The organism is Sphingopyxis sp. GW821-FHT12C06 (assembly GCF_058807415.1).
The window spans coordinates 581,460-594,230 of sequence record NZ_JBXAQR010000003.1 but is presented as its reverse complement, the minus strand read 5'-3'; the positions used below and the strand labels follow the sequence as shown (position 1 = coordinate 594,230).

General features: G+C 62.7%; 7 protein-coding genes. 3 read left to right on the top strand and 4 right to left on the bottom strand.

Annotated features, from left to right (window positions below; translation table 11 throughout):
* The first annotated feature begins 281 nt into the window (after positions 1–281).
* Complete coding sequence (locus AC1RRJ_RS11770) at positions 282–2,063, top strand: LVIVD repeat-containing protein (protein WP_493122821.1); 1,782 nt, start codon at positions 282–284, stop codon at positions 2,061–2,063.
* Between the two features lie 13 nt (positions 2,064–2,076).
* Here AC1RRJ_RS11770 and AC1RRJ_RS11765 read toward each other — a convergent pair whose 3' ends face one another.
* From AC1RRJ_RS11765 to AC1RRJ_RS11755, 3 genes are read right to left on the bottom strand one after another with little or no spacing between them, the layout of a single operon-like run.
* Positions 2,077–3,402 (bottom strand): MFS transporter, encoded by a 1,326-nt coding sequence (locus tag AC1RRJ_RS11765; RefSeq protein WP_493122819.1) that lies wholly within the window; start codon positions 3,400–3,402, stop codon positions 2,077–2,079.
* Positions 3,399–4,160: an aspartate dehydrogenase domain-containing protein gene (locus AC1RRJ_RS11760; protein WP_493122817.1), complete on the bottom strand. Its 762-nt coding sequence runs from the start codon at positions 4,158–4,160 to the stop codon at positions 3,399–3,401. Before AC1RRJ_RS11760 ends, AC1RRJ_RS11765 begins: the two co-directional genes overlap by 4 nt.
* Before the next feature lie 21 nt (positions 4,161–4,181).
* A complete protein-coding gene (locus AC1RRJ_RS11755; RefSeq protein ID WP_493122815.1) occupies positions 4,182–6,434 on the bottom strand; it encodes a TonB-dependent receptor in 2,253 nt (750 codons plus the stop codon).
* Positions 6,435–6,580: 146 nt separating this feature from the next.
* Between AC1RRJ_RS11755 and AC1RRJ_RS11750 the strand changes: the two genes are divergently transcribed.
* On the top strand, positions 6,581–8,467 hold the full coding sequence (locus AC1RRJ_RS11750; protein WP_493122813.1) for a tetratricopeptide repeat protein: 1,887 nt from the start codon (positions 6,581–6,583) through the stop codon (positions 8,465–8,467).
* A gap of 46 nt (positions 8,468–8,513) precedes the next feature.
* Here AC1RRJ_RS11750 and AC1RRJ_RS11745 read toward each other — a convergent pair whose 3' ends face one another.
* Positions 8,514–9,668, bottom strand: coding sequence for a CapA family protein (locus tag AC1RRJ_RS11745; RefSeq protein WP_493122811.1), 1,155 nt, complete (start codon positions 9,666–9,668; stop codon positions 8,514–8,516).
* A gap of 158 nt (positions 9,669–9,826) precedes the next feature.
* On the opposite strand from AC1RRJ_RS11745, the gene AC1RRJ_RS11740 reads away from it, so the two are divergent.
* Positions 9,827–12,721 (top strand): TonB-dependent receptor, encoded by a 2,895-nt coding sequence (locus tag AC1RRJ_RS11740; RefSeq protein ID WP_493122809.1) that lies wholly within the window; start codon positions 9,827–9,829, stop codon positions 12,719–12,721.
* Positions 12,722–12,771: the final 50 nt, after the last annotated feature.

Below are 12,771 nucleotides of genomic sequence, written 5' to 3'. Positions count from 1 at the left end.
TGATTTGCCGTCTGGACATTACCGGCGTTTGTATATCGATATAATAGATTATGGATTAGTAGATATTCTTATTTGGCTATATCTGACATCGAACCCATCCCCCGTAAGGAGGAAGCCCCTATTCGAATATGAAGCCTGCGTCGCGCGCGACGCACATCGGCCGGGTCATTCCATCGCCGACGATATTTCCAACCCATTATAACGGCCCGGACATCCGCTATTGGATCAATCGTCCGTCAACGCCGACAAGTCCCGGATGTTTGTAATTTGGGGAGGCTGGCATGCGGCGTATCGAGCGTAAATATTGGGGCGTCGGCTACGTCGTTGCCCTCGCGATGGCGAGTTCAATCGCGCCCGCGCAGGCGGACGATCAGCCCGAGGGCGACACACTCTCCCAACCTTCGCTGACGGCATCCGAGCAGGAGATTCCCGACCCGGACATCCGCGCCTGGTGGAACCTCACCTATGACCGCAAGCCCCCTGCCCCCGTTCCGGGCAAGGATTATGGCATGGACGCGGCGAGCGGAAAGTTCGCCCATCCCAAGGCGACACCGCTGGTCAGAAAGGCGCCCGGCTTCCCCGGGCAACTCAGCTATTGGGACCAGAAGAGCTATAAGAAAAATGTCGACGTGCTGGCATTTTACGACTTCATCCCGTCGACCGGACATACGTGGCAGTCGATCGCCGACTTCGGCAACAAGCGCTATATGTATGTCTATTACCGGTCGGGACTGGGCATTTTCGACATCACCGATCCGCGCAAGGCCCAGCTCGTCTATCGCCGCGGCCAGCGTGTCGTCGCGCATGGCAAGCGCGACATCGTCGACCCCTATCCCAAGGGCGACGGATTTGGCGCCGCCAATATCCAATGGCACAAGGGCCTCGGCAAATATGTGATGGTGCAGGCGTTCGAAGTGCCGCGCTACGGCGTGATGGACGCCAAATATCGCGAGCCCGACGGGGTGAAGACGCTCAAGCACTGGAACGGGCTTAAGGGATTTCGCGTCTATGCGATGGACGGCCCGACCCCCGACCAGTGGAAACTGATTGCCGAACGGACCACCGATTATCGCCATCCCGATGCGCCCTATGGTGAGCAGCAGGGATCGGGGGCGCTCGACATTCCGGCGTGGACCGGCGGCAAATATATGTTCCTGTCGACCGCACCCGACGACCGCTTCATGCTGACCGAGTTCGAAGACTATATCTACACGCCGGGATATCAGGTGTGGGACATGAGCGACCCCGCCAACCCCGCCTTTGTCAGCCAGTTCGCAGCGCCGGGGCAGATCTTGGGCGATCCCGGGCATGAGGCAGCCTATCTGCAGAACCCGCGCGCGGGCAATCGGACCTCCTGGTTCGGATCGCGCATGCCGCCGTTCATGACCAAGGCGCCCGACGAAGGCGGCAAGATCGCCTTTGGCGCGATGGCGGGGCTTGGCCTCTATGCGCTCGATGTCAGCAACCCCGCCGAAATCAAAATCGTCGGCCATGTGAATCAGGTGCCCAAATTCGCGGGGACCGAATTCGATAATGTCGACCTCAGCCAATATGAGCGGACCGGCTATATCTTCAGCAACGGCTATCCGATGAACGATGAATGCTATGAGCCCTATAAAGATATTCTGGTGATCGATGCGCGCGATCCGGCCAAGCTGGCGATCGCGGCGAAATTCCCGCGCCCGACCCCGCCCGCCGACGCCGCCTTCACCGATTTCTGCCAGCGGCGCGGCAGCTTCGGGCCGAAACGCTCGGGCTATCTCACGCAGCCGGGGCGCTTCCGCAACGGCATCGTCTCCTATGCCTTCTACAATGCCGGGGTGCAGATTTTCGACGTCAAGGATCCGACCAAACCCGCGATCGCCGGCTATTTCATCCCGCGCTTCCCGACCGAAGCCGAAACCGGCGGGGAATCGCAGGGCAATCTGACTTACGGCGTTTATGCCGAATATGACCGGAACATCCTGTGGGCCTTCACCAACCACGGCTTTTACGCGCTGACCTCGCCGCTGCTCGGCAAGCCGTCGTTCAAGGCGCCCGAAAAGCCATGGCCGCCGCGATGAGAACGGCTTCGGTCTAGCGAGGCCGCGGGGGCATATGCCGGTCAATCAGCATTGCCCCCGCAGCCAATATGGCCAGCGCTGCGGCGACCATCGCGAAGAACAGCCATATGCCATGCGGTTGCGCCAGCAGCACGCCCGCGCCGAATGCGCTCAATATCGCGCCCAACCGGCCAAAGGTGATCGAATAACCGATCCCGGCGGCACGGCATTCGACCGGAAAGACATGCGCCGAGAGGGTGAGCAGCAGGACCTGCAACGACAGGATCGTCGCGCCGGTCAGCGCGAGCCCTGTCAGGATGACCGCAGGCGAAACCCCGGGCATGTGCAGAAGCGTCGCCCACAGCGCGAGCGCGGCCGCCCCGGCGCAGATGGTGCCGATGATCGTCGCTCGCGAACCGATCCGCAGCATCAGCCAGGTCAGTGCGAACGAGGCCGCAACCCCCGACAGGTTGAGGATCATCGCACCGCGGATCGCACGGTCCATTGGAAAGCCAGCGCCCGTCAGCAGGACGGGCACCCAGCTCAGCAGCGCATAGACCCCCATTAACGCCGCAAAGAAAGCGATGCCCATCCCGATCGTCGAACGCCGCAAGGTCGGGCCGAAAACCTGCGCGCCTTCCGCAACGTCGGGAGGCGGAGCGAACGGGCCCGCGGCCGAGCCGCCGGCATCGGCGACCATCTTCGCGATCCGGTCATCGCTGCCGCCGCGCCGCGTCAGCAAGATTGGCGATTCGGGCAAGCCCCACAGCATGACGATGCTCAGCAGCAGCGGCAGCGCGCCGCCGAGCAGGAACGCAGCGGGCCAGCCATAGGCCGGGATCAGCCACGATGCGATCGCGGCGCCAACGATCCCGCCGCACGGCACGCCGACCGAGATGACAGTGACGGCATAGTTGCGCGCCCGCGCCGGCATCCATTCGGCGATCAGCGCCGTCGCGTTGGGCACCGCGGCGCCCAGCCCCAGCCCCGTGACAAAGCGCAGGATCGAAAAGCTCGTCACATCGGTACAGAGCGCGGTGAGCATCGCGGCGGCGCCGAACCACAGCACCGCGCCGATCAGCGCCGGACGACGCCCGAAGCGGTCGCCGATCCGCCCGCCAATGCTGGTCCCGAATGCCATGCCGACGAGCGAGGCCGCCATCACCGGCGCCAGCGCCGCCGAACCGATGCCCCAGTCGGCGAGGATCGCGGGGGCGGCGAAGGCGGCGAGCTGGATGTCGAAACCGTCGAGCAGGATGACCGCCGCGACGAGCGCCAGCACGCGTGCGTGAAACGCCCCGAACGCAAGCCCGTCGACTGTCTGCTGAACAGGCGTCGCGGTCCCGGTCTCGACCTTCATACGAAGGCCATCGGTTCGGACAGTCCGCCCGCGCGCATCACCGATCGATGGGCCGCCGCCGCCATTTCGCTGCCCGACACCCCCACCGCGGGCTGGCAGCGCCGGATCGAAAGCCGCGAGCCGTCGCGCCCGGTTGCCTCGACGGCAAGTTCGAGATGATCGATCGCGGGATCGGCGATCAGCCGCGCGCGGCAGCGATCAAGCCCGGTTGTCGCCAGCGCACAGGCGACCATCGCGTTGACATTGTGCGGATAGCGCGCCGCCGCATCGCGGACGCTGCCGTCGAACAGCAGTTCCTCCCCCGCGCCCTGCGTCACGCCAAGGCTCGCGGGTGGTTTGCGGAAGGTGATCGCCACCTCATCCCACATTTCGCGCCATTCAATCAGGCTATCCATGCCGACGAGCGCGCCATGCGCGATCAGCAGCGACCGCCCCGACTGCGCCGCGGCGCGTTCCAGCCGGTCGCGAAACGCATCGTAGGCGAGCGCGGTGAGCGAGAGCGGCATATAGTCGGTAAAGGCGAGGAACGCCTCGCCATGGCGGCGCGTCACATCGGGGTCCGCCGCCTCGACGATCAGATCGGGGGCGAAGCGCGCTGCATCGGCGAGATCGCCCAGAACCATATCGGGCGGGATCGCGGCGAGACGGCCGGGCGTCCGGTTGTGGACGAAAACGACCTGCCCCGCTCCTGTATCTGCGGCGATGCGCCGGTACAGTTCGGCCCCGATGAAGCCGAAGCCGATCAACCCGATACGCATCGCCGCACCCCCGCTACCGGTTCAATATTTCCACCGGATCGTCGCGCCATAGGTGCGCGGCGGATTGTAGGAGACGAGGACCGAGCCGATCACGTCGGACTTGCCCGATTCATAAAGTTCGTTGGTCAGATTCTTGGCCCACACCCTGAACTCCCATTTGTCGTCTTCGGTCGCGACGCCGATCGAGCCGTTGAGCACACCCACCGACTTCTGGGCGGTGCGCAGGCTGTTCTCATTGTCGAAGAAGAAATCGTCGGTCCAATTATAGTCGGCGCGGACGAAACCGTTGAAGCGCGCACTGAGCGGCACGGTGAGGTCACCGCCGACACTGAACGAATTTTCGGGCGAACGGCGCAGAACATTGCCCTTCAGATTGGTCGGCACGGGCACCGAACAGAAGCAGTCGGGATCATATTGCAGCTCGGTGCTGATCAGGTCGCCGGTGATCTTGGCATCCATATAGGTGTAGTTGGCGAACAGGGTCAGCCCGTCGAAAGGCACCACCATGCTCTCAATCTCAATGCCCTTGACGCGTGCCTTGCCCGCGTTGGAGATGACATTGTCGGCGGGCAGATTGGGATCGAAGATCACGAACTGCTGGGTCTGGAGATCCTTATATTCGGTCCAGAAGCCGGTGATGTTGAAGCGCAGCCGGTTGTCGAGCCAGGTCGTCTTGGCGCCGACCTCATAATTCAGCGCGAATTCGGGGTCGTAAGCGACCCGTGCCTCGCCCGGGTTGGTTGCATTCTCACCGTTCCAGCCGCCCGATTTATAGCCTTTGGAAACAAGCGCATAGAGATAGACATCCTTCGCCGGCTGCCAGTGCAAGTTGATGCTGGGCGTCCAGGCATCCCAGCTCTTTTTGCTGCCCGCCGAGAAAGCACGCGTGAAATTGCCGTCCTCATCCTCGAACTCGGCGCCAAGGAAATCGCCGATCGTCTCGCGATAGACCGAAAAGCGCTTGCGGTCCTTGGTATAGCGGATGCCTGCGGTGACCCCGAGGGTGTCGGTGATGTCGAAGCTGCCCTCGACGAACGCCGCCCAGGTGTCGCTCTTCAGCCCCGTCTCGGCGATTTCCTTGCCCTGCGCGAAGAAGTCGACGAAAATATAGTCGGCGATCTCGCTGCGATCGACCTTCTCATGCTGGTAATAGAGACCCGCAAGCAGGTTGAACGGACCGGAAAAATCCGACCGGAAGCGCAGCTCCTGCGAGAAGCTGTTCGACGTCTCATCCTTGTCGTTGATGTAATAATCGTCGTTGAACGCATCCCGGTCGATCGCACCGAAATCGATCCGGCCGTCGGGGCCATAGATCATCTGCGTGAAATCGATGAAGCTGCCTGCGTCGTTGTTGACCGCCTTGAAGCTGCCCTCGCGATAAGCCGTGATCGAGGTGATCGTGCCGACGCCGACGTCCAGATTGGCGGTCAGATGGACGCCGCCCAAATCGGCATCCTGCTTGCCGTCGATATTGTTCGGCCCGCGACGGCGATCGGGGTTCACGAACGGGATATTGTGATCCGACGGGATCTGGATATCGACCCATTTGCCGCGCGCGCGGCGGCGCGTGAGATCGCCCGTCAACAGGATGTCGAGCTTGTCGTTGGGTTGATAACGCAGCTGCGCGAGTATGCCAAAGGCGGTCAGATCCTCGACGTCATTGCCTGTGAAGCTGTTGAAGGCATAGCCGTCATGGCGCCGCGCGGTCGCTGCGATGCTCCCGGAAAGTCCCTCGGCCAGCCCGCCCGACACATTGGCCTTGATATCAAAGCTGCCATAATTGCCGATCCCCGCCTCGGCGCCCGCACGAAATTCGTCGGTCGGCTTGCGTGTGATGAAGTTGATCGCTCCGCCGACGACATTCTTGCCATAGAGTGTGCCCTGTGGCCCGCGGACGATTTCAACGCGCTCGAGATCGAACAATTCGATCGCGGTGCCCTGCGCGCGTGGCAAATAGACGTCGTTCAGGAAGAATCCGATCGCCGCGTTCGACGCGGCGCTTTCGATATCGGTGCCGATACCGCGCAGGAAGATATTGGGTTCGGAGACATTGTCGGGATTGAGCGTGAACCCAGGAATCCGGCCCGCGATTTCAGAGAATTCGTCGATCCCCGCCTTTTCCAAGGTGTCGCCACTCAGCGCTGCGACCGAAAGCGGGGCCGCTTGCAGATTCTCCGCGCGCTTGCGCGCCGTGACGACAATCTCTTCGAGCCCGCCTGTCGCAGCCACCCCTTGCTGCGCAAGCGCCAGTTCCGGCACTGTCAGCGCCGACATCGCCCCCAGCAACAGCAATGTCCGATTCCCGCCACAAATTTTGCCCATCTCGTCGCCCCCTTCGCGAATGAAATATCCGGTCGCTGCCTGGTTCGCATGCGCAGTCGCAACCTGATCCAGACAGAAAATGAGGGGTCGACGCCTATGTGAAAAATAATATTGCGGCGGCTTTCTATATCGATTCAGCATATCGACATCGCCACAGGAATCCGGCCGACAGCCAAGTCTTTGTGCGGCGCGGGTTTTACCAGCCATCGGCACCAGAATTGTGTCGCATTCCCGCCTGTTGTCAGTTTAAGATTCCGCGCGGGGGATATTGCGCGACGGCTTGCGCAACAAAATCTCATCAACGGTATCCGACAGGCGCCTCAAAGCCGCGAAAGGGTGATTTGATGACTGGCATGCGTGCGAAGCTTTTGGCCGCGGGCTCCGCCCTGCTCTTCGGGCTTTTCTCAACGCAGGCCCAAGCTTCCGACACGGATATTTTTGCCAGCTGCGATGGGCTCGGCAAGCCCGGAAAATCCCCGGGTGGCATAAGCTCGCCTGCCGACACCGCGCGATATAGCGAATATTCAGGCGGCTCTTGGCAAAGCATCGTTACCGCCTGTGATACCGCCTTGGGGCACGCAAAACTGCTGCCCACGCAGGGATTGCGGCGCGCACATCTGCTGCGGGGCCGTGCTATGGCCTATGCCCGCGGTCGCGAGCTGGAAAAGGCGTTGAAGGATATTGAGGATGCCGGAGCAGCGGCCAGCACGGTTGCAAATGATCCGCTCTATTTACGCAGCTTCGCCGTCTCTCTCGATCTGATGCAGGCACTGATCTACGACCAGATGGGCAAGAGCGACGAAGCGCTGCGCCTTGCGCGCCAGAGCGCGGCGGCACGTCCATTCGCTACCGAAGTCCAGCGCGTCGCCGCCCACCTGCTCCAGACCCATCGCCAACAGGATGACAGCGCAAAGGCGACGATCCTGTCCGCCAGCCGTCTGGACCCCGATTTCATTTTTTACCAGACAAGTTTTCTCGCTTCTTTGGGCGATTTCAAGGCCGTGACGGAACTCGAAATTCCTCCACAGGCCCCGGTCGAAGCGTCAGATGACGAGAAGGCCCCGCCATCGGCGCTCGCAAATATGGATGCGGTGCGCGCTCAGCTCCAAAGCCGCCTGACCCTGTCCTATGCGCGCGCGGCCACGGGCGATGTCCAAGGGGCTCGGCGCGATCTTGCCGAAGCCAGATCGGGCTATGCCGCGTTCCAGTCCGCCGTATCGCCTTCGGTACGCGAGGAGGTGCAGACGATCCTCTTCAAGCCCGACCTCGACCTGATCGCATCCTATGAAACCCGGATCGATGCCCGCATCGCCCTGGCGGAGGGGCGCCGGCCGGCTGCGGAAGCGCTGGTCAACGACAAGAACTTTCCGCTCGACCCGGTGACCACGGACCTGTTCTCCGCAATGCAGGACAAGGCAGCCTTGCCAAGCAAGGCGCCGACTGCCGTTTCCGATATCGCCGCCGCGCAATTGACCGGCATGCGCAAGCGGATGTTCAACGGGATGATCCTGCTTGCGGTCGTTGCACCGGAAACCGCGAAGACCAATTCCGTCTACAAGCGCTCGCGGCCCAATGTGCTGGGAGCCCTTGCCAACGCCGCGGTCACAATGGGAATCTCGCTTCTTCAGGGTGTGAAAAAGACGGACGGCTTCGCGGCGAAACAAAATGCCGATGGCAGCGTGCGCGTTTCGCTGACCGGCGCAACGCCGGCGCCTGCCGTCGTCCGCGAGATGACGCTGCTGCGCGCCGCCGAATTTGCGCTGGAGAACGGAAAACCGGCTTTCGTCATTGTCGCGCGCGACGATTACGCGCGCTATCAGACCACCAGCTACCAGGGACGGGAAATCGGCCGCATACCGACCGGCTACAAGAGCGACATCGTCGTCCGCTTCCTTGATGCCGACACGAAAAACGCCCGGGCTTTCGACGCAAAGACGATCGTCGATGCATTGGGGCCATATTATTACACGGACGACAGGAAGTAGGGATAGCGAAGTTGCTTGCGGCCTCCGGCATTCTGCATCGCAAAATCTAATCCGCCGATATCACCGCCGAAACAGGACCGGCATCGCGACCCGATGAACTTGCCTTCCCGAAGGCGACGCCATCGCCCAAAACGGCGCTCAGGGCAGCGACGCGATCGAGGATCGCCTGTGCAGAGGCGCCCGTCGCAAGATTTGGGCTGCCCCGGACAAGCGATCCGTCATGTTCGACACCGCGTGCATCGAGTTGCACGGGAATAATCCGCGCGCGCGCGACTTGGCCCGCGCTGATTTCCAGTTCCGCTATAATCGATTGCCAAGCCTCGGGACCATAGGCGCCGGGCGCTTTTTCCGACTGGAAGACGAACGAGCCCAGCCCGTGAAAAAGCGGAAAGCCGCGGTAATATTCGACGCCTTGCATTTCGGGAACGCCGTGCGCCGCAAAAGCGACAGCCCCGGCATCGACCGCGCGCCGGGCGAGGTCGCGCTGCCACGCGGGGGTGTCCGCCTTGCGCGGCTCCCAATAATGATTGTGAAGATAGGCGATCACGATTGCGCCACGCTTCGCAGCCAGCCGGATCGCGGCGAGATAGCGTTCGACATCGACCGCCTGCAACGCGCCATCATCGCCGCGACGAAGTTCGTTGACGCCGGGCCGGCTGCCGGTCGCGGCGGCCCCGTCGCGGATCGCACCCGCAGCAGCGGCGACGAGCGCAACGCTTGTGCGCCCCTTCAGAAAGCCGGGAGCACTCGCCGCGGCGAGATCGCGTCCGGTGCCCGCAAAGGCGAGCTTGCGCCGCTTGAGCGCATCGATGGTCGACAATATCCCGCCGCTATCGAGGTCCCAGGCATGATTGTTCGACGTTGCGACGATATTGACGCCGATCGCTTGCAGACAGTCGATCACGGCAGGGTCGCCGACATGAAGCACTTCGCTGTCCGCCGGCCGTGTCGACTGTCCGGCCAGCGGTCCCGCGATGACGGTTTCGAGGTCGGTGAAAACAGCGTCGCTCGATTTCAACAGGTTCCGGAACGCGTCCAGCTCCTGCCAGCCGATCGTCCGCAAATCTTTCTTGATCAGCGACTGGCCCAAAAGGCTGATACGGAGCGGGCGGCCGCGCGCGGCGACCGGAACCGACAGGAAGGCGATCGATACACCGGCCGCAAGCAAATGCCTGCGCGTCGGCGTCAGCGGATGGATCATGCTTCTCCCCTTTTTTCTGATACATCCCATACCCAGAGCGCTTTCAGTGCAGCAACCTTATGCGGTTTTGTTATGGGCCCATCCGCAGCCGTCATAATATTTTCCTGTTCTCGGCTTCGCACTAGGTCAAAGGCCGAATCGCAAATGGGGAACAAAATATGACCGCCGTATCCGCTCGCTTCGCTCGGCAGTGCCATCTCGCCAGACTGGCCGCCGCGGCCGGGATCAGCCTGAGCGCCCTCGCTTGGCCGGCTCTCGCCCACGCCCAGATCGCCGAAGAAGAGACGGCTTCGGACGCCCACAGCGGCGGCGACATCATCGTCACCGGCTCGCGCATCGGCCGCAAGGACGCCGACTCGGTTGGCCCCATCCTGACGCTGACCTCGGAAGACATCAGCCGGTCGGGCTCCTCGTCGATCGGCGACCTGCTCCAGAAACTGCCGTCGGCGGGCGTCAGCCTGAACTCGAACGGCACGCAGGGCACCTCCTATGGCGCCAGCTCGATCAACCTGCGCTATCTTGGCGGCGCCGAGGGCAGCGGCAACCGCGTCCTCGTCCTGGTCGACGGGCATCGCTGGGTCGATGGCGTCGGCCAGCGCGGCTTCCGCGACTTCGTTGATCTCAACACCATGCCGCAGGGCATGATCGACGGCATCGAAATACTGAAGGACGGCGCGTCGGCCATTTATGGCGCCGATGCGATTGCCGGCGTCGTCAACATCAAGACAGTGCAGCCGTTCGACGGCCTGCGCGGTTCGGTCCGCGCCGGCATCACCAGCTATGGCGACGGCGCCGAAACATCAGCCATATTGACCGGCGGCAAGACGTGGGACCGCGCGTCGATCATCCTGTCGGCGAGCTATGCCAAATCCAACGCGATCCGCACCGATGCGCGCGACCTGACACGGCTGACGCTGGTACCGCAGACGAGCGTGGGCACCAATCCCAACGGCCTGTTCATTCTGCCCGGCCTCGCCGGCAACGGCTATTTCGGCACCGCAGCGGGCTTTGGCAATTCGTCCAATCCGATCATCCTCAACAATGGGGCAAGCATTGGCGCGGGCAATCTGGCCGACAACGCCTTCCACGTCGGCGCTCTGCCGGGCGACGCCTACAACACCCAGGCGCAGGGCATTTACTCGGCGGGTCCGTCGGAACGCTATGGCTTCTATGGCCGCTTCGACTATGAGCTGACCGACGATGTCACGATCAAGTTCGAGGGCGTCTATAACCGCCGCAAGTCGAGCCAGCTCTTCTCGCCCGTCCTGCTCGATATCGGCGGCAGCGCCGGCACAGTACGCGGCTTCTCCATTCCGGCGGGTCAAGCCTTCAACCCCTTCGGCACCGCCAACGGCGTTCCCGGGGCCAACGCCCTCGGCTTTGGCGCGAACAGCGCCTGGCGCATCCGCAAGGTGATGGGCGACGTCGGCAACCGCAACAATTCGCAGGATGTCGAAACGATCCGCTTCTCGGTCGGCGTCGACGGCACCTTCCAGATCGGCGGCGGCGAATGGCGCTGGGATGTCTATGGATCCTATTCGAAAAACAGCATCCACACCAAGGCCGAAAACGGCATCAACTATGACAATCTGTTCCTGGGTCTGGGATCGCCCGCGATCTGCGCTGCCACCGCGGGCTGCGTGCCGATCAACCTGTTCGGCCCGATGACCGAGCAACAGGCGGACTATATCCGCTACACGACGCGCGAATATAACCGCACCGAACTCTATAACGCTGCGTTCAACGTGACCGGCAATTTGTTCGAACTGCCCGCCGGGCCGGTCGCACTCGCCGTCGGTTACGAATATCGCCAGAACCGCGGTTTCGATGCCCCTGATGCCTTCGTGAATGCCGCCTCACGGTTCCTGGCCGCGCAATATACGACGACCACGTCGCAGACGCGCACAGCAACGGTCGGCAGCTATGACCTGCACGAAGCCTATGCCGAACTCAATGTCCCGATCTTCCGCGACCAGCCCTTCGCCGAAAGCCTCGAGCTCAGCCTCGCGGGCCGCTATTCGGATTATTCGACGGTCGGCAACAAGGCGACGCTGAAGGCCGGTCTCGGTTACCGCCCGATCGAGGATATCCTGATCCGCGGCACCTATTCGCAGGGCTTCCGCGCCCCGTCGATCCTCGAACTGTATCAGGGTGCGCGGCAGACCAGCTTCCAAGGCAATGATCCGTGCAACGGCGGCGCTTCGGCCAACCCGAACCTGCCCGGCTGCGCGGGCGTGCCGACCGGCTATAATCAGGCCAATTACAACCTCAACGGCCTGATCCCCGGCGTCATCAGCGGTAACAACAATCTGAAGCCCGAAACCGCGGACACGTTCAGTGCCGGCGTCGCGATCACACCGAGCGCCGTGCGCGGGCTGTCGCTGACGGTCGATTACTACAAGATCAAGATCAAGGACGCGATCGCGTCGCAGACCCCGACCCAGATCATGCAGCTTTGCGCGGTTCGCGGCGGCGTCTTCTGCGACCTCGTCAGCCGCGACAGCGGGACCGGTGAGATCCTCGAACTGCTGCAGGGCGCACAGAATCTGAATTCGATCGAGACCGACGGCGTCGATGCGACGCTGCGCTATGAATTCGGCACCGGCATCGGTCGCTTCGCGGCGGTCGTCGATGCGTCCTATCTGAATTCGTTCAAGACGACGGCGCCGAACCCGGCGGGCGGCGCCCCGATCGTCGACGAGCGGGCCGGTCGTGGCGACACGCCGCGCGCCACCTATCCGCGCTGGAAGGGCCAGGCCTCGCTGCGCTGGACCGGCGACACGGCGGATGCGACGCTGCGCGGCCGCTATATCGGTCCGACGACGGATGCCGTGAATCCGGTCAAGGACGCCCGGACCGATTCGATCATCTACACAGACGTCGAAATCGGCTTCAACATCAACGACGATGCGGCGCGCTTCAGCCTCGGCGTGAACAACCTGTTCGACAAGGCGCCGCCGGCTTCCTACGCCAACGCGCCGATCAACTATGACATCTACACCTATGATGCGCGTGGCCGCTTCCTCTACGCCAGCTTCTCGGTGAAGATGTAACCGGATCGCCGTGCCGGTTGCCCGTAGGCGACCGGCGCGGCATCCTCTCT

Bases quoted from the DNA above. Each gene is read 5' to 3' on its own strand.
- AC1RRJ_RS11760 (WP_493122817.1), bottom strand. From the start codon at position 4,160: ATGCGTATCGGGTTGATCGGCTTCGGCTTCATCGGGGCCGAACTGTAC.
- AC1RRJ_RS11745 (WP_493122811.1), bottom strand. From the start codon at position 9,668: ATGATCCATCCGCTGACGCCGACGCGCAGGCATTTGCTTGCGGCCGGT.
- AC1RRJ_RS11770 (WP_493122821.1), top strand. From the start codon at position 282: ATGCGGCGTATCGAGCGTAAATATTGGGGCGTCGGCTACGTCGTTGCC.
- AC1RRJ_RS11755 (WP_493122815.1), bottom strand. From the start codon at position 6,434: ATGTCGGCGCTGACAGTGCCGGAACTGGCGCTTGCGCAGCAAGGGGTG.
- AC1RRJ_RS11765 (WP_493122819.1), bottom strand. From the start codon at position 3,402: ATGAAGGTCGAGACCGGGACCGCGACGCCTGTTCAGCAGACAGTCGAC.
- AC1RRJ_RS11740 (WP_493122809.1), top strand. From the start codon at position 9,827: ATGACCGCCGTATCCGCTCGCTTCGCTCGGCAGTGCCATCTCGCCAGA.